Annotated in this window: 23 protein-coding genes; 13 read left to right on the forward strand and 10 right to left on the reverse strand. The window is 63.0% G+C overall.

Features of this window, described 5'->3' with window-relative positions:
- Positions 1-91: 91 nt before the first annotated feature.
- On the reverse strand, positions 92-2,134 hold the full coding sequence (locus LU684_RS20045; protein ID WP_232894967.1) for a S9 family peptidase: 2,043 nt from the start codon (positions 2,132-2,134) through the stop codon (positions 92-94).
- 138 nt (positions 2,135-2,272) lie between these two features.
- On the opposite strand from LU684_RS20045, the gene LU684_RS20050 reads away from it, so the two are divergent.
- Genes LU684_RS20050 through LU684_RS20060 form a run of 3 tightly spaced genes read left to right on the forward strand, consistent with a single transcriptional unit; the run spans position 2,273 to position 4,092 of the window.
- Positions 2,273-2,770 (forward strand): hypothetical protein, encoded by a 498-nt coding sequence (locus LU684_RS20050; protein ID WP_016488594.1) that lies wholly within the window; start codon positions 2,273-2,275, stop codon positions 2,768-2,770.
- Between the two features lie 17 nt (positions 2,771-2,787).
- The gene (locus tag LU684_RS20055; RefSeq protein WP_016488593.1) at positions 2,788-3,561 is read left to right on the forward strand and encodes a class II glutamine amidotransferase; all 774 of its coding nucleotides are present in this window, start codon (positions 2,788-2,790) and stop codon (positions 3,559-3,561) included.
- Between the two features lie 9 nt (positions 3,562-3,570).
- Positions 3,571-4,092, forward strand: coding sequence for a DUF2937 family protein (locus LU684_RS20060; RefSeq protein WP_016488592.1), 522 nt, complete (start codon positions 3,571-3,573; stop codon positions 4,090-4,092).
- Positions 4,093-4,121: 29 nt separating this feature from the next.
- On the opposite strand, the gene LU684_RS20065 is transcribed toward LU684_RS20060, so the two are convergent.
- Positions 4,122-5,033 carry a LysR family transcriptional regulator gene (locus tag LU684_RS20065; RefSeq protein WP_232894968.1) on the reverse strand — a complete coding sequence of 304 codons (912 nt, stop codon included), beginning with the start codon at positions 5,031-5,033 and terminating at the stop codon, positions 4,122-4,124.
- Positions 5,034-5,163: 130 nt separating this feature from the next.
- Between LU684_RS20065 and LU684_RS20070 the strand changes: the two genes are divergently transcribed.
- From LU684_RS20070 to LU684_RS20085, 4 genes are read left to right on the forward strand one after another with little or no spacing between them, the layout of a single operon-like run.
- Positions 5,164-6,450 carry an MFS transporter gene (locus LU684_RS20070; protein WP_023048404.1) on the forward strand — a complete coding sequence of 429 codons (1,287 nt, stop codon included), beginning with the start codon at positions 5,164-5,166 and terminating at the stop codon, positions 6,448-6,450.
- Between the two features lie 9 nt (positions 6,451-6,459).
- Positions 6,460-7,239 (forward strand): 5-oxoprolinase subunit PxpA, encoded by a 780-nt coding sequence (locus LU684_RS20075; protein ID WP_016488589.1) that lies wholly within the window; start codon positions 6,460-6,462, stop codon positions 7,237-7,239.
- Complete coding sequence (gene pxpB, locus LU684_RS20080; protein ID WP_096426630.1) at positions 7,236-7,922, forward strand: 5-oxoprolinase subunit PxpB; 687 nt, start codon at positions 7,236-7,238, stop codon at positions 7,920-7,922. Before LU684_RS20075 ends, pxpB begins: the two co-directional genes overlap by 4 nt.
- Positions 7,919-8,836 (forward strand): biotin-dependent carboxyltransferase family protein, encoded by a 918-nt coding sequence (locus LU684_RS20085; RefSeq protein ID WP_232894969.1) that lies wholly within the window; start codon positions 7,919-7,921, stop codon positions 8,834-8,836. Before pxpB ends, LU684_RS20085 begins: the two co-directional genes overlap by 4 nt.
- A 111-nt stretch (positions 8,837-8,947) precedes the next feature.
- Here the strand turns inward: LU684_RS20085 and LU684_RS20090 are convergent, their stop codons facing one another.
- The 3 genes from LU684_RS20090 to LU684_RS20100 all read right to left on the reverse strand — a co-directional run bounded on the left by LU684_RS20090 (position 8,948) and on the right by LU684_RS20100 (position 12,279).
- Positions 8,948-10,126, reverse strand: a complete 1,179-nt coding sequence (locus LU684_RS20090) for a vWA domain-containing protein (protein WP_016488586.1) — start codon at positions 10,124-10,126, stop codon at positions 8,948-8,950.
- A 13-nt stretch (positions 10,127-10,139) separates the two neighbouring features.
- Positions 10,140-10,985: an AAA family ATPase gene (locus LU684_RS20095; protein WP_016488585.1), complete on the reverse strand. Its 846-nt coding sequence runs from the start codon at positions 10,983-10,985 to the stop codon at positions 10,140-10,142.
- Positions 10,986-11,205: 220 nt separating this feature from the next.
- Positions 11,206-12,279 carry a DUF748 domain-containing protein gene (locus LU684_RS20100; protein ID WP_016488584.1) on the reverse strand — a complete coding sequence of 358 codons (1,074 nt, stop codon included), beginning with the start codon at positions 12,277-12,279 and terminating at the stop codon, positions 11,206-11,208.
- Positions 12,280-12,412: 133 nt separating this feature from the next.
- Here LU684_RS20100 and cysK point away from each other — a divergent pair, with 133 nt between their 5' ends.
- The 3 genes from cysK (at position 12,413) to LU684_RS20115 (ending at position 15,811) form a co-directional block, all read left to right on the forward strand.
- Positions 12,413-13,387: a cysteine synthase A gene (gene cysK, locus LU684_RS20105; RefSeq protein ID WP_016488583.1), complete on the forward strand. Its 975-nt coding sequence runs from the start codon at positions 12,413-12,415 to the stop codon at positions 13,385-13,387.
- A gap of 173 nt (positions 13,388-13,560) precedes the next feature.
- Positions 13,561-14,496 (forward strand): aspartyl/asparaginyl beta-hydroxylase domain-containing protein, encoded by a 936-nt coding sequence (locus LU684_RS20110; RefSeq protein WP_016488582.1) that lies wholly within the window; start codon positions 13,561-13,563, stop codon positions 14,494-14,496.
- 433 nt (positions 14,497-14,929) lie between these two features.
- On the forward strand, positions 14,930-15,811 hold the full coding sequence (locus LU684_RS20115) for a DMT family transporter (protein WP_016488580.1): 882 nt from the start codon (positions 14,930-14,932) through the stop codon (positions 15,809-15,811).
- Between the two features lie 3 nt (positions 15,812-15,814).
- Here LU684_RS20115 and LU684_RS20120 read toward each other — a convergent pair whose 3' ends face one another.
- Complete coding sequence (locus tag LU684_RS20120; RefSeq protein WP_232894970.1) at positions 15,815-16,273, reverse strand: DUF4265 domain-containing protein; 459 nt, start codon at positions 16,271-16,273, stop codon at positions 15,815-15,817.
- A 13-nt stretch (positions 16,274-16,286) separates the two neighbouring features.
- A complete protein-coding gene (locus tag LU684_RS20125) occupies positions 16,287-17,162 on the reverse strand; it encodes a DMT family transporter (RefSeq protein WP_016488578.1) in 876 nt (291 codons plus the stop codon).
- A gap of 184 nt (positions 17,163-17,346) precedes the next feature.
- Between LU684_RS20125 and aceK the strand changes: the two genes are divergently transcribed.
- Positions 17,347-19,056, forward strand: a complete 1,710-nt coding sequence (gene aceK, locus LU684_RS20130; RefSeq protein ID WP_210668655.1) for a bifunctional isocitrate dehydrogenase kinase/phosphatase — start codon at positions 17,347-17,349, stop codon at positions 19,054-19,056.
- Positions 19,057-19,185: 129 nt separating this feature from the next.
- Here aceK and LU684_RS20135 read toward each other — a convergent pair whose 3' ends face one another.
- On the reverse strand, positions 19,186-20,046 hold the full coding sequence (locus LU684_RS20135) for a DUF6279 family lipoprotein (RefSeq protein WP_102689705.1): 861 nt from the start codon (positions 20,044-20,046) through the stop codon (positions 19,186-19,188).
- Positions 20,047-20,176: 130 nt separating this feature from the next.
- On the opposite strand from LU684_RS20135, the gene LU684_RS20140 reads away from it, so the two are divergent.
- The gene (locus LU684_RS20140; RefSeq protein WP_016488575.1) at positions 20,177-21,013 is read left to right on the forward strand and encodes a CvfB family protein; all 837 of its coding nucleotides are present in this window, start codon (positions 20,177-20,179) and stop codon (positions 21,011-21,013) included.
- A gap of 5 nt (positions 21,014-21,018) precedes the next feature.
- Here the strand turns inward: LU684_RS20140 and LU684_RS20145 are convergent, their stop codons facing one another.
- Together LU684_RS20145 and LU684_RS20150 are read right to left on the reverse strand one after the other, a co-directional pair.
- Positions 21,019-21,399, reverse strand: coding sequence for a hypothetical protein (locus LU684_RS20145; RefSeq protein WP_016488574.1), 381 nt, complete (start codon positions 21,397-21,399; stop codon positions 21,019-21,021).
- Positions 21,400-21,485: 86 nt separating this feature from the next.
- A complete protein-coding gene (locus LU684_RS20150) occupies positions 21,486-22,958 on the reverse strand; it encodes a right-handed parallel beta-helix repeat-containing protein (protein WP_060519181.1) in 1,473 nt (490 codons plus the stop codon).
- Between the two features lie 243 nt (positions 22,959-23,201).
- Here LU684_RS20150 and LU684_RS20155 point away from each other — a divergent pair, with 243 nt between their 5' ends.
- On the forward strand, positions 23,202-23,381 hold the full coding sequence (locus tag LU684_RS20155) for a CsbD family protein (RefSeq protein WP_016488572.1): 180 nt from the start codon (positions 23,202-23,204) through the stop codon (positions 23,379-23,381).
- Positions 23,382-23,411: the final 30 nt, after the last annotated feature.

Consider the following 23,411-nt stretch of genomic DNA (forward strand, 5'->3'; position numbering starts at 1 on the left):
AACACCGGCGTAGCCGGTGCCAGGCACCGCGTTGACTGCTTCGCGGGCATGCCCGCTCCCACAGGTATCGCGCAGGTGCTCAAACCTCCCTTCAGGCGATACCTAATTCGCCAAACACGAACGCATACTCCAGGGCCACATCTTTCAACCCCTGGTACCGCCCGCTCATCCCACCATGCCCAGCTCCCATCTCGGTCTTGAGCAGCAGCAGGTTGCTGTCGGTCTTGTGCGTGCGCAAGCGCGCCACCCATTTGGCTGCTTCCCAGTACTGCACGCGGCTGTCGTTGTAGCCCGCTACCACCAGCATCGCCGGGTAGGCCTGCGCTTTTACATTCTCGTACGGCGCATAAGCCTTGATCCGTTCATACACCTGCGGCTCCTCAGGGTTGCCCCATTCGTCGTACTCGGTCACGGTCAGCGGCAGCTCGGGGTCGAGCATGGTATTGAGCACGTCGACGAACGGTACTTCGGCAATCGCACAGCGGAACAGCTCGGGCCGCAGGTTGAGCACTGCACCGATCAGCAGGCCGCCAGCGCTGCCGCCGCTGATGGCCAGCTGCTCGGCAGTGGTCACACCCTCGGCGATCAGGTGTTCGGCGCAGGCGATGAAGTCGTTGAAGGTATTGGGTTTGTGCTCCTGCTTGCCGGCACGGTACCAGGCTTCGCCCAGTTCGCCACCGCCGCGCACATGGGCGATGGCAAAAGCCACGCCGCGTTCCAGCAGGCTCAGCCGCGCATGGGAGAACCAAGGGTCCAGGCTTTCGCCATAGGCGCCGTAACCGTACAGGTACAGCGGCACGGGTTGGCCCAGGTCCTGGCGGCGACGCACCAGGCTGATCGGCACCTGGGTGCCATCCGCTGCGGTTGCCCACCGGCGCTCGCTCACGTAGTCATCAGCATCGAACGCACCCAGCACCGGGGTTTGCTTGAGCACGGCCTGGGCGCCGCTGGCCAGCTCCAGCTGGCGCACCTGGGCTGGGCGGTTGAGCGCTTCGTAACGCAGGCGTACGCGTGTGCTGGCAAACTCCAGGCTGTCTTGCACGTACAGGCTGTAGGCGGCGTCGGGGAGTTCCACACGGTAGCATGGCAGGCCTTGCGGGCGTACTTCGATGATCGGCAAACCGCCTTCGCGCAGGCTCAGGGTCAGCGCGCCGGCATTCAGGCTGAGGCCTTCGAGCATGATCGCATCGCGGTGTGCCACCAGCACCTGCCAGTGTGCACGGCTGGGCACCGGTGTGGCAGGGGCCTGGTACAGCGCGAAGTTGATACCGTCCTGGTTGGTGCGGATGAACCAGCGCCACTCGCCATCGAGCTGGCCATGGTCGGGGAAGTACTCATGGCCTTCGACACGCGGCGCCAGGCAGGTGAACGGCGCCTGCGGCGTTTCGGCATCCAGTACCCAGGCCTCGCTGGTGGTCTTGCTGTTCAGCAGCAGCACCAGTTGGCGCTCGGAGCTGGTGCGGTAGCAGTGCAGGAAGAAGCGCCCGTCGGGCTCTTCGAACACGGTCTGCGCAGCGTCGCTGCCGAGGGTATGACGGCGCAGGCGCCAAGGGCGGTGGGTGTCGTCCAGTTCAGCGAAGAACAGCGTCTGGCTGTCAGTGGCCCAGGTCAGGCTGCCGTCGCAGTCGTCGAAGGGCAGGGCGGTGATGCTGCCGGTGGCCAGGTCCTTGACGTACAGGGTGTAGATTTCATCGCCGCTGGTGTCGAGGCTGTAGGCAAGCAGGCGGTGGTCGGGGCTGACGTTGAACGCCCCCAGCGACAAAAAGCCGCCATTGGCCAGGGCGTTGGGGTCGAGCAGCAGTTGCTCCTGGCTTTCATCGACGGTGTTCGAGTCGTCTGCCGGGCGCGGGCAGCGGTAGTGCCGTGGGTACTCGTCGCCTGCGGTGGTGCGGGTGTAGTACAGGTAGGGGCCCCAGGGGGCCGGCAGTGACAGGTCGGTTTCCAGGATGCGGCCCTTGATCTCTTCGAACAATTGCTCACGCAACGGTGCCTGGTCGGCCAGGCAGGCTTCCTGGTAGGCGTTTTCGGCTTGCAGGTAGGCGAGTACCTCGGGGGTGTCGCGCTGTTGCAGCCAGGCGTACGGGTCGGCGGCGTTATCGGCGTGGGCGATGGGAGGTTGGGGCTTGGTTTGCATTGAGGGTCTCTTGGTTGGGGTTGCCTGTACCGGCCTCTTCGCGGGCCCGCCCGCGAAGAGGCCGGTACAGGCAAACACTGTCTGCGCCCGGAAAAGTGTTTATCATAGGCATCTCTTTGCCTGGCTTGCACGAACACCATGACCGAGAACGACTACACCTTTGCCTGGGGCCTGTACGCCGTGGCCGCCTTGGGCTGCCTGCTGGTGGCCTTCAAGCTTACCGGCTGGATGTGGCGCTGGCTGCGCGAACCGCTGCGGGTGGTGCTGGCAGTGCTGCTGCTGACCCCGACTGTCGTCGACCCGGTCAAGGACAGCTTCGCCCCGGCCATCGCCATCACTGCCCTGGACCTTGCCTTCAAGGTGGGCAACAACGCCTGGCGTGCGGTGTCCGACTTCGCCATGTACGGCATGATTGCCTTCGGCCTGTATTTTCTCTTCGTGCTGGTGCGCTGGCCGCTGGAAAAACGCGCCAGTGAGCGGCGTGTGCAAGCCGAGGCGGCCGCCAAGCGCCAGGCGGATGAAGATGACCAAGTCGCCGGGCAAGCCCCCTTGGCCGCCGAGCGCGGCGACCGTTACCGCGACGACCCACGCCCTGCCGTTCCCCGCGGCAATGGCCGGGTCGAGCCCCGTCTGTAAGCGGAGGAGACACGCCTGTGTGCGAACTGCTGGGCATGAGTGCCAACGTCCCCACCGACATCGTTTTCAGCTTTACCGGCCTGATGCAGCGCGGGGGCCGTACCGGCCCGCACCGTGACGGCTGGGGTATCGGCTTCTATGAAGGCCGCGGGCTGCGCCTGTTCCAGGACCCGGCCGCGAGCAGCGAGTCGGAAGTGGCCAACCTGGTGCAGCGTTACCCGATCAAGAGCGAGGTGGTGATCGGGCATATCCGTCAGGCCAACGTCGGCCGGGTGTGCCTGTCCAACACCCACCCGTTCATGCGGGAAATGTGGGGCCGCAACTGGTGCTTTGCGCACAATGGGCAACTGGGCGATTTCAAAGGGCAGGCCAGCTTCTACCGGCCGGTGGGCGACACCGACAGCGAAGCGGCTTTTTGCGACTTGCTCAACCGCATCCGCAGTGCTTTCCCCGAGCCGGTGCCGGTAGAACAGCTGCTGCCGGTGCTGGTGGAAGCCTGTGCCGGCTACCGTGGCCGGGGTGTGTTCAACTGCATGCTCAGCGATGGCGACTGGCTGTTCTGCTTCTGTTCGACCAAGCTGGTGCACATTACCCGCCGTGCGCCATTTGGTGCCGCGCGGTTGAAAGATGTCGACCTGATCGTCGATTTTCATACCGAAACCACCCCCAACGACGTGGTCACGGTGATTGCCACCGAGGCCCTGACCGAGAACGAGACCTGGCATCGCTACGAGCCCGGTCAATGGGCCCTGTGGCGGCACGGCGAGTGCGTGGCACACGGCCAGAGCTAAGGACGCTGCATGTTCAGAAGTTACCTGCGGTTGCTGCTGTTCACCTTCGGCCTGCTGGCCGGTATCCAGGTCCCTGGGCTGGTCAAGGACTATAGCCAGCGGGTCGAGGCGCACCTGTTCGAGTCGCGCGAGGCGCTGGATGGGTTCCGGCAAACGGCCGAGCGATTTTTCAAAGGCGATTTGCAGGCGCTGCTGCAGCATTACCGCAGCAGTGACGACCCGGTGTTCAACAGTGATGCCAACAGCATCGAAAGCCTGATGATCCGCAACGAACTGCTGGAAAAAGAATGGCAGGCGTTGCAAGGGCCGTGGGCCCAGCGTACCTGGCATGTGCTGGTGCAGGCCGACCCACAACTGCGCGAGGAAACCCTCAATGCCTACAGCTACCAGATTCTGCTGGTGCCCGAGGCAATTGGCTGGGGTGTTGGCGCAGGGTTTGTGCTGGCCTTTGTGGTCGAAAGCCTGTTGCTGGGGCTTGGCTGGGTGATCCTGGGCGGGCGGCGCAGGGCGGTGAAAGAAAGCTGGCGCTAGGCTGCTCCCACAAAGACCGCGTTAGCCGGTCAGATGAGTGCTATCCGCTGCCCACCCACATCCCGCGCATACCGCTCCAGCACCTGTCGGCACACCCCGACCACTTCAGCGACCAACGCCACCCCTGTCTGCCACGCCACCACCAGTTCCAGGCTTGGTGGCGGTTGCAGGCCTTGCAGCAACACCAGCTCGCCCCGACCCAACTCGGCATCCACCAGCGCCGGCGGCAATGCGCCAATGCCAAAACCGTCGCGCAACAGCCGAGTGATCGCCGCCACCGAGTTCACGCAATTCAACCGCGGCGTCTGCGCCCCCGCAGCCTGCAGCAAGCTCAGCACCTCCTGGTGCGGCCGTGAATTCTTCGAGAAGGTGATGATGCGCTCGCGCCCAAGCTCGGCCAGCGACGCATAGTCCCGGTGCTGGTGCGAGCCAGCCGCCACCACCCAGCCCATGGGGTAGCGCGCCAGGTCGAGGCTGCGAATCGACTGCTCGCGCAGCAGGTCGGTCTGCAAAATCACGTCGAGAAAGCCTTTCTGCAGCTGCTCGCGCAAGTTCAGCGCGGTGTCGGCCACCAGCTCGATTTCGACCTGCGGGTAGCGCTCGGTCAGCTCTGCCACCAGCGCACTCATCCAGGTGTGGATCACCGTGTCCATCACGCCGATGCGAATGCGCCCGACCTTGGCCCGGTCGCTGTCCAGCGACTGCTTCATGGCTTTGGCGGTATCCAGCATGCGCTCGGCATACTCCAGCACCTTGCCGCCTTCCGGGGTCAGGCTGACCCCACGTGAGTCACGCAGCAACAGCTTCACGCCCAGGTCTGCCTCCAGCGCGGCAATGCGGCTGGATACCGAGGCTTGGGTGGTGAACAGCTTTTCTGCCGTCAGGCGGAAGCTTTTGAGCCGGGCGACCCAGACGAAGGTTTCGAGGAAGCGAAGGTTCATGATCAGTTTTTCTTGTTCCAGACCGGCGGTTTTTCTCGTTGGACGCAGGCGGCGTGGCCTTTGAACAATGGTGCCCAGGCCGCGACGCTTCATGTCGCCCATAAAACAATACCAACAAGCCGAGGCATCCATGAACCCCACCGGCGTGCAGCAGCAGGTCAGCTCACCTTCTTCGTCCGGGCCTTTCGCCTGGTACCGCGACATCGACAAACAGCAACGGCGCACCTTCTGGAGTTGCAAGATCGGCTATGGCCTGGACGGCATGGACACCCAGATGCTCAGTTTTGTCATCCCCACGCTGATCATGCTGTGGGGCATCACCACCACCGAAGCCGGATTGATCCATACCAGCACCTTGATCGCCTCGGCCGTGGGGGGCTGGGTCGCCGGTATCCTCTCCGACCGCATCGGCCGGGTGCGCACCTTGCAACTGACGGTATTGTGGTTCGCCTTTTTCACCTTCCTGTGCGGCTTCGCCCAGAACTACGAACAGCTGCTTATCGCCCGCACGCTGATGGGCTTTGGCTTCGGCGGTGAATGGACCGCTGGTGCAGTGCTGATTGGCGAGGTAATCCGCGCACAGGACCGCGGCAAGGCAGTGGGCATGGTGCAGTCCGGCTGGGCCATCGGCTGGGGCCTCACGGCGATTCTCTACGCACTGCTGTTCTCCTGGCTGCCGCCAGAGCAGGCCTGGCGTGCACTGTTCCTGTTGGGGCTGGTGCCGGCGATCTTCGTGATCTTCGTTCGGCGCCTGGTCAAAGACCCTGAAGTGTATCGCCAGGCCAAGGCAGTGGAGACCGCCGAGGCACCTTCGCACTTCTACGAAATCTTCGCCCCGGGCATGCTGTGGACCACTGTGCGTGCGTCCCTGTTGACCACTGGCGCATTGGGCGGCTACTACGCCATCACCTCGTGGCTGCCGACCTTCCTCAAGAACGAGCGCGGCCTAAGCGTGCTGGGCACGGGTGGCTACCTGGCCATGGTGATCGTGGGTTCGTACGTGGGCTATGTGGTCAGCGCTTACTTGTCCGACCTGCTGGGGCGCAAGAAGAACTTCATCCTGTTCGCCGTGGGCTCGTTCGTGATCGTGCTGCTGTACACGCAGCTGCCGGTCAGCGATGGCGTGATGCTGTGGCTGGGCTTCCCGTTGGGCTTCTTCGCCTCGGGCATCTTCAGCGGCATGGGCGCGTTTCTGACCGAGCTGTTTCCTACGCGCATTCGCGGTTCGGGGCAGGGCTTTTGCTACAACATCGGTAAGGTCATTGCGGCTCTGTTCCCGTTGCTGATCGGTATGCTCGGCCAGAACGTGCCACTGGGCCTGGGTATCGGCATGTTCGCTGCCGTGTCCTACGGCATTGTGATCGTGGCGGCCTTGAGCCTGCCGGAAACACGCGGCAAACAGCTGCAGGCGCGGTAAGGTAAGCCTGTGAACAACAACAAGGGAGACCGCGTGGTGGAACGCCTGCTACTCAATTGCGACATGGGTGAGAGTTTCGGCAGCTGGCGCATGGGCCTGGACGCCGAGGTAATGCCCTACATCGACTGCGCCAACATCGCCTGTGGCTACCACGCCGGCGACCCCGGCATCATGCGCCGCACCGTGGCGCTGGCGCTGGCGCATGGGGTGACCATTGGCGCGCACCCGGCCTACCCGGACCTGGTCGGCTTCGGCCGCCGCTCCATGGCCTGCAGCCCCGAGGAAATCCGCGACCTGCTGCATTACCAGATCGGCGCGCTGGACGGCATCTGCAAAGTGCTGGGTGGCCGCGTGGCCTATGTGAAGCCCCATGGCGCGCTGTACAACGACATGATGGCCGACCCGCTAAAGCTGCGTACCGTGCTGGAGGCCGTGGCGGCCTACGACAGCACCTTGCCATTGATGTTGATGGCCACCGCTGACAACCGCGCCGCCCAGGCCCTGGGCGATGAAATTGGCGTGCCGTTGTGGTTCGAGGCCTTCGCCGACCGCGCCTACACCGCCAGCGGCCACCTGGTGTCGCGCCGCTTGCCTGGGGCAGTGCATCACGACCCGGCGCGGGTGGTGGAGCAGGCAGTGCGCCTGGCCCGTGGCGACGCGCTGATGGCGGACGATGGCAGTGCCCTGCGCCTGCAGGCCAGCACGCTTTGCGTACATGGCGACAACGACAGTTCGGTGGCAGCGGTGAGGCAGATACGCCAAGCCCTCGATGCTCTGGAGTCGCAATGAAGGCGCGTATTGAAGTGGTCGCCATCGACAGCCTGATGGTGCGCCTGTTCGACCGTATCGACGAGGCCAACATGCCGTGGATGCTCGCCGCCAGCCAGCGCCTGAGCGCCGTGTTCGGCGAGCACCTGCTGGATCTGGTGCCGTCCTACACCACGCTGATGGTGCAGTTCGACCTGCCGCCAGGTGGGGCGAGGGCGCTGATCACGCAGGCGCTGGAGGGTTTGCAGCCAGACACCGGCAGAGGCGGCCGGCGCCACGAGATCCCGGTGTGGTACGACCCCAGCGTGGGCCCTGAACTGCCTGTGCTGGCGGCGCGCAGCGGCATGAGTGAAGCCGAGGTTGTGCGCTTGCATTGCGCACGTGATTATCCTGTGTTCGCCTTGGGCTTCGCCCCCGGTTTCGGCTTTATGGGCCTGGTCGACGAACGCCTGGCCAGTCCGCGTCTGAGCACCCCGCGCAAGCGGGTGGCGGCGGGTAGCGTGGGCATCGCCGAGCGCCAGACGGCGGCGTATCCGGCAGTATCCCCAGGTGGCTGGAACCTGATCGGGCGCACGCCGGTGCGCCTGTTCGACCGTGAGCGTGACGGCTACAGCCTGTTGCAACCCGGCGACCGGGTGCGTTTCGTGCCGGTTTCGCGCAGCGAGTTCCTGGCGTTGGGCGGCGATGTGGAGGCACAAGGATGAAGCAATTGAAGATCGAAGCCAGCACGCCGCTGTGCCAGTTGCAGGATGCTGGCCGTTTTGGCGTGCGTCACTTGGGCGTGACCCAGGGCGGGGCACTGGACTGGGTGGCGATGCGCTGGGCCAACTGGTTGCTGGGCAACCCGTTGGAGGCGCCGGTGGTCGAGGTGGCGTTGGGGGGCTTTAGCGTGGTGGCCGAACAGGATTGTGTGCTGGCCCTGGCCGGTGCCGACCTGGACGCGCGCGTCGATGATCAGCCCGTCGTGCCCTGGCGCAGCTTTGCCTTGAGCAAAGGGCAGCGCTTGACCCTGAAGCAGCCAAAGCAGGGTGTGCGGGCTTACCTGGCGGCACCGGGCGGGTTTCAGGGGGAGGATGTACTGGGCAGCTGTGCCACGGTGGTACGTGAAGCGCTGGGTGGCATCGATGGTCAGGGTGCTGCGCTGGTTGAGGCCCAGGCACTGGCGTTCACCAGTAGCCATGCAACCCCGCGCGAGGTGCCGCAAGCGCTGCGCCCGCAGTACGCAGAAAAGCCAGTGCTCGACCTGGTGATAGGCGCACAGATCGGTGATTTCAGTGGTACCAGCCTGTTCGAAGCCTTCAACCGGGAGTGGACGCTGGACAGCCGGGCTGACCGCATGGGCATCCGCCTGTTGGGGCCGCAGCTGGTTTACCAGGGGGCGCCGATGATTTCTGAAGGGATACCGCTGGGGGCGGTGCAGGTGCCGCCGGATGGGCAGCCGATTGTGTTGCTCAATGATCGGCAGACCATAGGCGGGTATCCGCGGCTTGGGGCGTTGACGCCGTTGGCGCTGGCGCAACTGGCGCAGTGCATGCCGGGGGCGGTGGTGCGCTTCAGGGCGGTGGTGCAGGATGAGGCCTGGCGGGAGCAGGAGCTATACCTGGACCGTTGGCGGTGACACTGCCGGCCCCTTCGCGGGCTTGCCCGCACACAGGTATTCCACACACCTCAGGATCTGTGGGGTACCTGTGGGAGCGGGCGAGCCCGCGAAGGGCCGGCACAGGCAACATCACTTGGACAGGTAGCGCATCCCTTCTTCCAGCCCCTGCAAGGTCAGCGGGTACATCTTGTCTTCGATCAGGTCCCGCACCAGGTGGGTCGAGGCGGTGTAGTCCCAGGCCTGCTTGGGGTACGGGTTGATCCAGATGATCTTCTTGAATTTCTCCATGAAGCGCTGCAGCCACACATACCCGGCCTCTTCGTTCCAGTGCTCCACGCTGCCACCCGGCTGGGTGATTTCATAGGGCGCCATGGCCGCATCGCCGACAAATACCACTTTGTAGTCGTCGCCATACTTGTGCAGCAGGTCGAAGGTGGAATAGCGCTCAGAGGTGCGACGCAGGTTGTTCTTCCACACCGACTCGTACACGCAGTTGTGGAAGTAGTAGTACTCCAGGTGCTTGAACTCGGTCTTGCAGGCCGAAAACAGCTCTTCGCAGACCTTGATGTGGGCGTCCATCGAGCCGCCGATGTCGAACAACAACAGCAGCTTTACCGTGTTGCGCCGTTCAGGGCGCATCTGGATGTTCAGCAAGCCGGCGTCCCGCGCGGTATGGTCGATGGTGCCGTCGATATCCAGCTCTTCGGCGGCGCCTTCGCGGGCAAACTTGCGCAGCCGGCGCAGGGCCAGCTTGATGTTGCGCGTGCCGAGCTCCACCTGGTCGTCGAGGTTCTTGTACTCGCGCTGGTCCCACACCTTTACCGCCTTGCCCTGGCGTTTACCGGCCTCACCCACGCGGATGCCTTCGGGGTTGAAACCGCCCGAGCCAAACGGGCTGGTACCGCCGGTACCGATCCACTTGTTGCCGCCGGCGTGGCGTTCCTTTTGCTCCTCAAGGCGTTTCTTGAATTCCTCGATCAGCTTGTCCAGGCCACCCAGGGACTGGATCTGCGCACGCTCTTCATCCGTGAGCGAACGCTCGAACTCCTTGCGCAGCCAGTCTTCGGGGATTAGCGCCTCGATGTGCCGGTCGAGGTTTTCCAGGCCCTTGAAGTAGGCGGCGAAGGCCCGGTCGAACTTGTCGAAATGGCGTTCGTCCTTCACCAGGATGGCGCGGGCGAGGTAGTAGAACGCGTCCATGTCGGCGAACACCACGTGCTTTTGCAGGGCCTGGTGCAGGTCCAGCAACTCACGTACCGACACCGGCACCTTGGCCGCGCGCATTTCATTGAACAGGTTGAGCAGCATGGCCCGGCTCCTGTCAGCGGTTGCCGCGCCGGCTCATGAAGGCCAGGCGTTCCAGCAGTTGCACGTCCTGCTCGTTTTTCACCAGCGCGCCGGCCAGCGGCGGGATGGCCTTGGTCGGGTCGCGTTCGCGCAGTACGGCTTCACCAATGTTGTCGGCCATCAGCAGCTTGAGCCAGTCGACCAGTTCGGAGGTGGACGGTTTTTTCTTCAGGCCCGGCACCTTGCGCACGTCGAAGAACACATCCAGCGCCTCGCTGACCAGCGACTGGCTGATGTTCGGGTAATGCACGTCGACAATCTGCTGCAGCGTGGTGCGGTCGGGGAAGGCGATGTAATGGAAGAAGCAGCGGCGCAGGAAGGCGTCCGGCAGCTCTTTTTCGTTGTTGGAGGTAATGATGATGATCGGGCGCTGCCTGGCCTTGATGGTCTCGTCGATTTCATAGACGTAGAACTCCATCTTGTCCAACTCTTGCAGCAGGTCGTTGGGGAATTCGATGTCGGCCTTGTCGATTTCGTCGATCAGCAGGATGACCCGCTCATCGGCCTCGAAAGCTTCCCAAAGCTTGCCTTTTTTCAGGTAGTTGCGCACATCGTGCACCTTGTCTACGCCCAGCTGCGAGTCACGCAGACGGCTGACCGCATCGTACTCGTACAGGCCCTGGTGGGCCTTGGTGGTGGACTTGATGTGCCAGGTGATCAGCCGCGCACCGAACGAGGCCGCCAGCTGCTCGGCGAGCATGGTCTTGCCGGTGCCGGGCTCGCCCTTGACCAGCAGTGGGCGTTCGAGGGTGATGGCCGCGTTTACCGCCAGTTTCAGGTCGTCTGTGGCGACGTAGTCGCGGGTGCCTTCGAACTTCATGGGTCTGTCCTCTGCCGTATGCCTGTCAGGGCCTCTTCGCGGGCACGCCCGCTCCCACAGGTATTGCATACATTCCTGGAGCTGTGGGTTACCTGTGGGAGCGGGCGTGCCCGCGAAAGGCCCAACACCTGTTTTCGATTTGTTACCGACTATAACGCGGGGTTGCGCGGCTGGAAACGCAGACCGGGTATTCAGTCCCTGAATGCCCCGTCACGCAATCTCAGTCGGAATCCGGCGCGCCGCGCTCGTAGCGGGCATTGAACGCCTGGATAAACCCGTTACGCAGGATCTGCAGGAATGCCTCAAACGCGCTGACATCCTGCTTGCGCACGCTGCCACTGAGTTCCACCCGGGTAGCGAACTGGTTTTTTGGCTGGTTCTTCAGCACCGTTTCGGTCGCCCCCACCACTGCCTCCCACACCGAGCGGAAGAAGCCCTTGTCCTTTTCCTCGACGTCCTGTTGCCAGTCGAATACATCGACATCGCGCAGCAGCGGCTTTATGTAGCCGTTCAGCCGACCGTTTTCCGCCTGCGCCTCGATGACTACGTCCCCGTGCCCGGCGTTGAAGTCGAATTTGCCATAGGCGCTGGCGAAGTCGTTCAGCTTGCGCAGTTCGATGCCGGTAGCACGAAGCCTGAATTCGAAGTCATCGAAATCACTGAACGGGTCGAACGTCGCACGGCTTTCCACCTTGGCATCGCCTGCGATGAGTGCAGTACCTTCGAAACTCGCATCGCGACGGCCCTTGGGGTCACGAACATTGGTCAGGTTGCGGATGTTGGCGTTCAACTGAGTGGCCTTGAGGTCGACCGGTGGCTTGGAGTTGAAGTTGCGGAACGTCAGTACGCCGTTGTCGATGCGCACGTCATTGAGGGTGATGGGCAGCAGTTTTTCCAGTTGCTGGCGCCAGTCGGTACCCCGACCGGTCTGCGACGCCTGTTTGCTGCCACCGTCGACGAAGTTCAGTTCTGGGCGTACAAAGGTCACTTCGGCCACCACGGCCTTGTCGTACCACAGCGAATGCCAACTCACCGAAAGGTCGATCAGTGGCGCGTCGAGGAACGGTACCGGCACCTTGCCGCTGGTCTTGACGATCTTCAGGCCGTTGATCTGGTAAGCGCCGCGCCACCAGGCCAGGTCGACGTCGGCCACCTGGCCGCGGTAATCGCCCATGTCGGCCAGTTTTTCGTTCAGGTAGTTGCGCACCAGGTAGGGCAGGGCAAAGTGCAAGGCTGCCAGCAACACGACCAGGCAGCCCAGGCCGATCAGCGGCCAGCGATAACGGGCTCTCATCAGGGCGTCTCCAAGGCGGGATGTGCGGTTGACCGCAACACGCCCGGCCGAGTTCGAACAGGCTTTACGGGCCACCGGCCGGGGCTTACCCTTGAGGTCTTTCCGTGCTGTTTTCATGCCAAGGACTCCTGCCATGAGCCGTATCTTTGCAGACAATGCCCATTCCATCGGTAACACGCCGCTGGTGCAGATCAACCGCATCGCCCCGCGTGGCGTGACTATTCTGGCCAAGATCGAAGGGCGCAACCCGGGTTATTCGGTCAAATGCCGCATTGGCGCGAACATGGTCTGGGACGCAGAGAGCAGCGGCAAGCTCAAACCGGGCATGACCATCGTCGAGCCCACCTCGGGCAACACCGGTATCGGCCTGGCTTTCGTCGCCGCCGCCCGTGGCTACAAGCTGATGCTGACCATGCCTGCCTCCATGAGCCTGGAGCGCCGCAAGGTGTTGAAGGCGCTGGGTGCCGAACTGGTGCTGACCGACCCGGCCAAAGGCATGAAAGGCGCGATCGAGAAGGCCAACGAAATCGTCGCCTCCGACCCGGCCCAGTACTTCCTGCCGGGTCAGTTCGAAAACCCGGCCAACCCGGCCATCCACGAAAAAACCACCGGGCCGGAAATCTGGAACGACACCGATGGCGCCGTCGACGTGCTGGTGGCGGGCGTGGGGACGGGCGGCACCATTACCGGTGTGTCGCGCTACATCAAGCACACCCAGGGCAAGGCAATCCTGTCGGTGGCGGTCGAGCCCTTGGCATCGCCGTTGATCACCCAGACCCTGGCGGGCGAAGAACTCAAGCCCAGCCCGCACAAGATCCAGGGCATTGGCGCCGGCTTCGTGCCGAAAAATCTCGACCTGTCGATTGTCGATCAGGTGGCGACAGTGACCGATGAAGAGTCCAAGGCCATGGCCATCCGCCTGATGCAGGAAGAGGGCATTCTCTGCGGGATTTCCTGTGGTGCAGCCATGGCCGCCGCCGTACGCCTGGCCGAAAAACCGGAGATGCAGGGTAAGACCATCGTCGTAATCCTGCCTGATTCGGGCGAGCGTTACCTGTCGAGCATGTTGTTCAGCGACATGTTCAGCGAGCAGGAAAACCAGCAGTAATCGACCTTGCCGCTGACCCGGCGCAATAATCGCCGGAGTGGTTTATTGCACAATCTTCATGAATGCGATCCCGCCCGGGTTGTTTGTACCTCGGCGGGATCGGTTTATGATGGCAGGATGATTTTCAGAAGAGCAGGTGGTGCAGCCCTGGCTCTTCCCCAAGGAGTGAAAGCATGACCTTTTCCTTTGCAGCCAAGGCGGGTGTCTTGCTGGTGTTTTTCGGCAGCGTGTTGTTCGTGCACCTGCGCGGCAAGGCCCGCCTGCCGGTGTTGCGCCAGTTCGTCAACCATTCGGCGCTGTTCGCTCCCTACAACGCGTTGATGTACCTGTTCTCCGGCGTGCCGTCCAAGCCCTACCTGGACCGTCAGCGCTTCCCTGAACTGGACGTGCTGAAAGACAACTGGCAGGAAATCCGCGAAGAGGCCATGCGCCTGTTCGATGAAGGCTACATTCGCGCCGCCGAAAAGGACAACGATGCCGGCTTCGGTTCGTTCTTCAAGAAGGGTTGGAAGCGGTTTTACCTGAAGTGGTACGACAAGCCGTTGCCTTCGGCCGAAGCCCTGTGCCCGCGCACCGTCGAGCTGGTCAGCAGCATTCCCAACGTCAAGGGCGCAATGTTTGCCCTGTTGCCCGGCGGCAGCCACCTGAACCCGCACCGCGACCCGTTTGCAGGCTCGCTGCGCTACCACCTGGGCCTGTCCACGCCGAACTCCGATGCTTGCCGCATCTACGTCGATGGCCAGGAATACGCCTGGCGTGATGGCGAAGACGTGATGTTCGACGAAACCTACGTGCACTGGGTGAAGAACGAAACCGACTTCACCCGGGTGATCCTGTTCTGCGACATCGAGCGCCCGCTGAGCAGCCCGCTGATGACCCGCATCAACCGCAAGGTCAGTGCCTTCCTCGGCCGCGCCACCGCGCCGCAGAACACCGACGACGAGCGCGTGGGCGGGATCAACCAGGCGTATGCCTGGAGCAAGCGCTTCAGCAATAAAATCAGCACCCGTGTGAAGCAGTTCAAACGCGCCAACCCCAAGGCCTACCGCATCCTGCGGCCGGTGCTGGCAGTGGTGGTGGTGTACCTGCTGTATCACTGGTTGTTCTGATTTTTTGTTGTCTGACCCGTCCTCTTCGCGGGACAAGCCCGCTCCCACAGGTTCTCCTCATCCTTCGAGGACGATGGCGCTCTTGTGGGAGCGGGCTTGTCCCGCGAAGAATCCCACGCTATATTCCAGGCATTCACCTCCTCAAAGACCCCGTTCATGCCAGCCACCCCTTCCACCACAAGCTTTGCCTTCGCGCCAGTCGCGGGCAGGGTCGTGCGTGGCAGCCAGCAGCCGGTCATGATCAGTCATTACCCACCACCTGTCAGTGGCGTTGTAGGCGGCGTAGCTCCGCCTCCTTGTGTGGTCGTGCTGGGCTGATCGGCTTGTTGCCGAACCCCTACGCACACGCAACCTACTGAACACGGTCGGCTACTTCCCCGCTGAAGCGCACGCCGTCCGTTTGGCTTTTCTGCCTACTATCAGGTGGCAATATATGTCTGTCTTTACCAAAGCATCCGTGGCCTCGGCGGCCACGACCAGCCTGTTCGTCCTGCTGTGGAGCAGCGGGGCGATTGTCTCCAAGCTGGGCCTGGCGCACGCCAGCCCGTTCGCCTTCCTGCTGTTGCGCTCGTCGTTGGCCCTCGCGGGCCTGCTGCTGATCGGCCCGCTGCTGGGGCTGCGCTGGCCGCGCAGCCGAGGGGCGATTCTGCGCGCCTTGGGTACCGGGTGCGTGCTGCTCGGCGCCTACCAGATCTTCTACTTGTTGGCGCTCAACACCCATGTCACCCCTGGCGTCATGGCCACGGTCATGGGGGTACAACCAATCCTTACCGTGGTGCTGATGGAGCGTCAGCGCTCATGGAGCCGTTTGTTCGGCCTGGGGCTGGGGTTGGCTGGCCTGATCATGGTGGTGTACCAGGGTATCAACCTGGGAGGGGTCTCGCTGGCGGGGATGCTGTTTGCCCTGCTGGCGCTGGCCAGTATGACCCTGGGCTCGATCCTGCAAAAGCGCATCACCGATAACCCCATGGGCACGTTGCCGCTGCAGTACCTGGCCGGCTTTGCCATGTGCGCGCTGTTCGCACCGTTGCAACCACTGCATGTCGAGTGGGCCGGCGGCTTTGTCGGCGCGTTGCTGTGGATGGGCCTGGTGGTTTCATTGCTGGCGACGTTGCTGCTGTATCGGCTGATCGCCAAGGGTAACCTGGTCAATGTCACCAGCCTGTTCTACCTGGTGCCGGCGGTGACCGCAGTGATGGACTTCCTGATCTTCGGCAACCGACTGGCACCGCTCAGCCTGCTGGGCATGGGGTTGATCGTGGTGGGCCTGCTGTTCGTGTTTCGCAAGCCCGCCGCGCGCTTGGCCGAGGCGTAAGTCCTAGCGGAACTCTTCGGGGATGGCGTGGCGCAATACGCCTTCCTCGAAGTCCAGCAGGCCGGCCTCGCGCTGGGTGAGCAGGTAGTAGAGCAGGGTGTCGAGTGAACGCGCTGGCGGGACTTCGACGGCCAGCATTCTCACGGCCTGCTCGGTTTCGCACTTGCAGCCGAAGTCCTGCAAGGCCGTGCATACCTGGTCCAGGGTTTCCGGTGGCTTTACCAGCACCCGGAATACCGAGCTGCCGCTGCCGCAGCGCAGTGCGTCGAACCAGGTTTCGCCGTTTTCTTCACGGGTGGTTATCACATCACCCGGGGCAATGCCGTAGACATGGAAGGGGATGTTGTCGACGGCATAGCCGCCTTCCACGGCTTTGGCCCATAGGCCTTCGATCGAGGCCGGTGGGTAGCCGTTCTCGTCCTGTTCCAGGCGGAACAGGACCTTCTTGTACGCGCTGTTCATCGTGTGCCCCGCTTCAACTGCGCGCCGGGCGCAGCACCAGCCACAGTGCCATGCCAATCAGCAAACCGCCATACAGGTGGCCCATCGACAGTGACTCATCCAGCAGCCAGGCGCCCCACAGTACACCGAACACCGGAATGAGGAAGGTCACGGTGCTGGCCTTTACCGGTCCGATTTCTTCCAGCAGGCGGAAGTAAAGGATGTAGGCGAACGCCGTGCACAACAGCCCCAGGCCCAGCAGCGACAGCCACACCTGCCAGCCGCCCCAGCTGGCGGGTGGCTGGCTCAGCGCGCTCCAGGCGAACACTGGGCTTAGCAGCAAGGTGGCGCCGAGCATGCTGCCCAGCGCCGAAAGGCGGCTGTCCAGGCCGCTGATCCAGCGGCGGGCAAGGAAGCCGGCAAAGCCGTAGCAGGTGGTGGCCGCCAGGCAAGCGAGGGCGCCTTGCAGCAGGGCCATGTCCAACGCGACCGGGCCGGCGCCGCTGAGGATGCCGACGCCAAACAGGCCCAGGAAGATGCCGCACAACTTGGGCAGGGTCATGGGCTCGCGGAAGAACAGCATGCCGATCAGCACGCCCATCAGTGGCGTGGTGGCGTTGAAGATCGCCGAGTAGCCGGCTGGCAATACCTGAGCGGCAACGGAATAGAAGGTGGCGGGGATACCGGAGTTGATCATGCCCAGCACCAGGCAGGCACCCAGCTTGCCCTGGAAGTCCCAACGCACGCGGGCGACCGCGACGATGCCGATCAAGCCCAGGCAGGCAATGGATACCCGGAAGAACGCGGTCGGCACCGTGCCCAGCTCGGGGGCGATGATGCGCATGAACAGGAAACTCGCCCCCCAGACGGCAGCAAGGGTCAGCAGGCGGGCTAGGGCGATGGGGCTCACGGCGGTCTCCGGGTACAGGGCAGGGCGCGAGTGTACGCCAGGGGGCGGGGGGATTCTTGTGCTTTCTTGCGGTGCAATCCATTGCGGCCTGCAAGGGCCATGCAGGCCTTCGAGGTGTGGCATTAACCCATGACCCCAAGGGCGGCTAAGCTCAGTACTCAATCTTTGCACCGAGGCCCACCGCATGACCCAGCACTGGCCTGCCGGCGAGATCGCCCGGATGATCCTCGATGGCTTCGACGACTATCGCGAGCATTTTCGCCGCATCACCCTAGGCGCCCGCGAGCGCTTCGAGCAGGCGCGTTGGCAAGATAGCCAACGGGCAGCCGCTGCCCGTATCAACCTGTACGAACAGAAGGTCGGTGAGGTCAACGGCTGGTTGCGTGATGCGTTCGATGACGAGGTGCTGCTGGAGGTCGAGCAGTGGCCTCTGGTTAAAAGTGCCTACATACGCCTGATCGACCCGCGCCTGGACGATGAGCTGTCAGAGACCTGGTACAACTCATTGTTCTGCAGCCTGTTCAGCCATGACCAGATCAGCGACGGCTGCATGTTCATCCACACCACCCGGCCGTCCATCCGCAGCCACCAGCGCGCCACGCAAACCTGCACCTATCGCCCCGATGGCAATCTGCAAGGCCTGCTACGGGCGATTCTTTCCGACTATGCATTCGCCTACGGCGACCTTGAAAGCGACGTGTCACGCCTTGAGGAGCAACTGCGCGAATGCCTGCCGGATTGGGTGTGCAAAGACCCGATGCTGGCAGTGGAGCTGTTTTCGCCGGTGCTGTACCGCAACAAGGGTGCCTACCTGGTCGGCCGGTTGTACAACAGCGATGAGCAGTGGCCGCTGGTGATACCGCTGCTGCACCGCGAAGGGCATGGTATCGAGGCCGATGGGCTGATCACCGACGAGGCCGAGGTGTCGATCATCTTTTCCTTCACCCGCTCCTATTTCATGGTCGATGTGCCGGTACCGGCAGAGTTCGTCAACTTCCTCAAGCGCATCTTGCCGGGCAAGCACATTGCCGAGCTGTACACCTCCATCGGTTTCTACAAGCACGGCAAGTCGGAGTTCTACCGGGCGCTGATCAACCACCTGGCCGGCAGCGAAGACCGCTTCGTCATGGCGCCTGGGGTGCGCGGCATGGTCATGAGCGTGTTTACCCTGCCGGGCTTCAACACCGTGTTCAAGATCATCAAGGACCGCTTCTCGCCGTCTAAAACCGTCGACCGCGCCACGGTGATCGACAAGTACCGGCTGGTGAAAAGCGTCGACCGCGTGGGGCGCCTGGCCGATACCCAGGAGTTTGCCGATTTTCGCTTCCCACGGGGCAAGTTCGCGCCCGAGTGCCTGGCCGAACTGCTGGAGGTAGCACCGTCGACGGTGGTTTTGGAGGGTGACACGGTACTGATCCGCCACTGCTGGACCGAGCGGCGCATGACGCCGTTGAACCTGTACCTGGAGCATGCCAGCGAAGGCCAGGTGCTGGAGGCGCTGGAGGATTACGGCCTGGCCATCAAGCAACTGGCGGCGGCTAACATTTTCCCCGGCGACATGTTGCTGAAGAACTTTGGCGTTACCCGCCATGGCCGGGTGGTGTTTTACGACTATGACGAGATCAGCTTCCTGACCGAAGTGAACTTCCGCCACATTCCGCCACCGCGTTACCCCGAAGACGAGATGTCGGGCGAGCCGTGGTACTCGATCGGGCCGCATGACGTGTTCCCCGAAGAGTTTCCGCCGTTCCTGTTTGCCGATATTGGCCAGCGGCGGTTGTTCAGCCGCTTGCACGGGGAGTTGTATGACGCGGATTACTGGAAGGGGCTGCAGGCAGCGATTCGTGAGGGGAAGGTGATTGATGTGTTTCCCTACCGGCGCAAGGCCCGGTAAATGCTTGGCCTGTCTTGGCCCTATCGCCGGCAAGCCAGCTCCCACAGGATTACCACAGGGCTGAGCGTTCTCGGGGACCTGTGGGCGCTGGCTTGCCGGCGATAGGGCCAGGGCAGGCAACCAGTGACTTCACCCCTTCAAACACTTCAATTCACCGAAATCAGTCCGCACCTTGCCCAGCTTTTCTTGCAAGAACCGCCGCTGTTGCGGGGTGCTCAGCTGCACCAGGTCCACCAGCAGGCTGCGCGCCTGTTGTTCGGTATTTTGAAACGCTGAGCGGTATTCAGGCGTCCACAGACTTTCCTTGCGCTGCAACAGTGTCGCCAGGCGTGGTTCAAAGCTGGCGTCATTGCGCTGGTTCATCGCCAGCAACAATTGCTGCTGCCAGTGGGCGCGGTTGGCGATCCATTCGCGGTTCTGGTCGCCCAACGCTGTGGACCAGGCCTGGACCCGTTGCTTCTGTGCTGCCGACAACTCGCCGAACCACGGGGTCAGGCGTTTCTCCATGCGTTCGCTACGGCGGGCGATCTGTTTGGGCAGCGGCGTATCCACGTACTTTTTCTGCCGTTCGCTGATGTCATCGCGGAACGCTTCGCGCATCTGCGCCACTTGGGTATCGCTCATGCCGCGCAACAGTTCAGTGGCCGATGGGGTGATTTCCTCTGCCACCCGGCCAATCGCCTCACGGGCCTCACGGGTACGTTGCTGCAGGGCCTGGTCGGTCACTTGGCCATCGGCGACCATGCCGCGTACCCGGTCCAGCCAGTCGAGGTAGCCGGGCAGCTGGGTCTTGCAATGCCAGGCCAGGTGCTCGCGCAAGCGGTCGTCGAGCAAGGCCTTCTGCTCGCTGTTCATGTCCAGGTAATCGCCCAGCGACCACGGCACCAGGCGGTCGAGGTTGCGGTAGGCCAGGTCGATGCGGCTGCAGGCGGCCAGGGCCAGTGCGAAGCCGACGGCGACAAGCAAGGCTTTGAGCAGGCGTAGCGGCATGTGCTGTTCCTTCCTCAGTCTGGCCAGAGGGTAGACGCAAGGGCGGGCTGGCGGTTCAACTGTATCAGTGGTCGGGCCATGCGGTGGCTTCAGGTGTAGAATAGCCGCCTTGTCTTGAGGATCATCGGAAATGGCTCTGCTTGGGCGTTACAACAGTTTGCAAATCGTGAAACACGTGGACTTCGGCCTGTACCTGGACGGCGGCGCCGATGGCGAAATCCTGCTGCCGGGGCGCTACATCCCGAAAAACGCCGAAACCGAGGTGGATGACTGGCTGAACGTGTTCATCTATCTGGACAGCGAAGACCAGCTGATCGCTACCACTGAAAAGCCCAAGGTTCAGGTGGGTGAGTTTGCCAGCCTCAAGGTCAAGGACATCAACGGGGCCGGTATCTTCCTGGACTGGGGCCTGCCCAAGGACCTGCTGATGCCGTACTCGGAAGAGGCTCGGCAGCTGAAGATCGGCGATTACTGCGTGGTGCACGTCTACCTCGACAAGCGCACCCGCCGCATCACCGCTACGTCGCGCCTGGACCGTTACCTCGACGTCACCCCGGCCGACTACAAAGTCGGGCAACCGGTCGAGTTGCTGGTGGCCGGCGAAACGCCGATGGGCTTCAAGGCCATCATCAATAACCGCCACTGGGGCCTGATCCACAAGAATGAGGTGTTCAAGTTCCTGCGTTCGGGCATGCACGAAAAGGGCTTCATCAAGGAAGTGCGCCACGACGGCAAGATCGCCCTGAGCCTGCAACCGGTGGGTGCGGCCCTGGCTGACAGCCTGCAAGAGCAGATCATGGCGCGTCTGGAGGCTGAAGGTGGGGTGTTGGGCGTGTGCGACAAGAGCGACCCGGCGCTGATCAGCAAGCTGTTCAACGTCAGCAAGGGCAACTTCAAGAAGGCCATCGGCGCGTTGTTCAAGCAGGGCCTGATCGTCATCCATGACGACCGTATCGAGAAGGTCTGACCGCCTTAAGCCTGCACGAAGTTGCGGAAGTCCAGCTGCTCGCCACCCGGGCGGGTGTCGCGCAGCAGCGAATCGCGGTCGGCGCTGAGCGCAAGGCTGATGGTGGAACGGCGCTTGCCGGGCTTGCGCACTTCCATCTGCTCCAGGTGAGCCTTGAGGAAGTTGGTGGGCACCTTCAGGTGCTGCAGCTCATCGCTTTCTGGCGTGTGCAGCAGCAGGTTGACCCAGTCGGCCTGGCCCTTGCCCAGCAGCGCCACAGGCACTTCGAACCACCACAGGTTGCGTTTGTTGTCCAGGATGGCGAACAGCGTATTGCTGCTGTTCAGCACCGGCTTGGCCAGTGCTTCGTTGCGCCGGGCGATGGCGGCGGGTTTGTCGAGTTTCATGCAGGTTCCTGCGGGTTGACGCTATGAAGGCCTGCATTGTGAGGGGTGGCACCGGGCGGGGCAAGCCCGCGAACAGGCCGGTAGCGTTAACGCCGAACCGGCAGGCTCAACTCGGATGTTGCCCCGTCAGCTGTCGTCACGGTCGCAGTAAAACTGCGCAGCCCGCCGATGCCCTCCAGCACCTGCGCAAACCGCGCCTGGCCCTGCTTGTCACTGTTCACCAGCACCTCCCCGAGGTACTGCTGCGCCTCGGTGCCATCCGCCTCGGCATTGCCAAACAACTCCACCCGCAGCAGGCTCGACGCCGGCCCCTGCACTTCACCACGCAACACATTGCCTTGCAGCGCAATCAGGTGTGGCGCTTGCTGGTTATGGTTGGGCAGCGGTTGGCAAGGCTTGGGCTCGCCGTTGGCATCGCAGATGATTGCCTGGTCTTTCTTCGGCAAGTCGGCCCCCACGCCGCGCGAGCCCACATACAGCGCATGCGCCTGGGCCGGTACGCCAAACACGATGGCGCCTGTGCGCTGGCCCGGCACGCACGAACCGCCAGCTTCGCAGCGGCGGATATCCTGGCTGTTACCCCAGATGCGATTGCCGCTCAGGCGTGTGGCGGTGGCCTCCGGCTCCGGGCGCAGTGCCACGCCGATGCGGTTGCCGTGGATCAGGTTGCCGTCGAGGATGTTGCCATCGCCGGTAACGCTGACGCCGATCGAGTTACCAGTGAACGTGTTGGCAGCCAGGTAGTTGCGCTTGCCCCAGTTGATCTGCAGGCCGTCGGAGTAGTTTTCGAAGCGGTTGCGCACCACGCTGTTGTCGTTGCCCAACAGAATCTCGATACCCTGCGATGGCTCGGGGTTGGCCGAGGTGGAGCGGAACAGGTTATCGGCCACCAGGTTGAATGCCGCGCCGCGGGTCAGCTCCAGGCCGTCGCCATTGTCGATCAGCTGGTTGCGCAGCACCTTGTTGTTGTTCGTGGTGGTAGCGGTGGGGTTACCCGCGCCGTCGTCACCGGTCAGCATGATGCCAGCGCCGCCCTTGTTGGCGATGATGCGGTTGTCTTCGATCACGTTGCCACTGGCGCGGTTGACCAGGATGCCGATGCAAAAGTTGCGCACTTCCAGGCCGCTCAGGTGCACGCCCTGGGTGTCGCGCAGCACCAGCCCGGGGTTGGTGGTGGTGCGCACGTTGGTGCCGAACTGGCCGGGCAGGGCGCCGGGGCAGGTGCGTACGCCCTGGTCCTTGATGTAGGCCGAACCGTCGATGGCGATGTACTGGCCATCGCGCGCCCAAGGCAGGCCGGTGATGCGCACTGGGCCCTTGATGTCTGGGAGCGCACGGCTGGGGCGAATGATGTAAGGCGGTTTGCCGACAGCGTCAATGTCGATGCTGTAGTGGCCGGGGTTCTGGTTGCTGGTTTCGATGGCCCAGCGCAGCGAACCGGGTTGGCCGTCGTCGGCGTAACGCTCGACACGCAAGGTTTCGGAGTTGGCCGGTGCAGCGGCCAGGGCGGGCAGGGGGAGCAGTGGCAGCAAGGCCACCAGTGCAGGCATCAGACGCATGGGTGCGGGTATCCGGAAAACATTGTTCTTATCGAGTGCCAGCCTGCTGTGGGCGGACGTTTGCGGGCATTCTAGGGCAGCTGTGCTGGCTGCGTAGGTGCGCCGGGGTGATTTGGTGCGGTATTCGCCCGCAGTTTTACCGTTCGGCTTGCGAATGGAAAATTCGTTGAAACTCCTGGCGAGGGTGTTGGGTCCACCTTCTGTCGACACGGTTCACGTGTCTCCATTTGCAGGAGTTTTGCCATGAGCGGTACTAAAGACAAAGCGAAAGGTCTGGCCAACGAAGCAATCGGCAACGTGAAACAGGGTGTTGGCAAGGTAACCGGCAACGACAAGCTGCGTGCAGAGGGCAAGGCGCAGGAAGTCAAAGGCGAGGCGCAGCAGATCAAGGGCGATGTAAAGGACGCGGTGAAAAAGCCTTGATTTGAGCAACCTGTACCGGCCTCTTCGCGG

This window comes from Pseudomonas sp. NMI542_15 (assembly GCF_021283425.1).
Classification (GTDB): domain Bacteria; phylum Pseudomonadota; class Gammaproteobacteria; order Pseudomonadales; family Pseudomonadaceae; genus Aquipseudomonas; species Aquipseudomonas fortuita.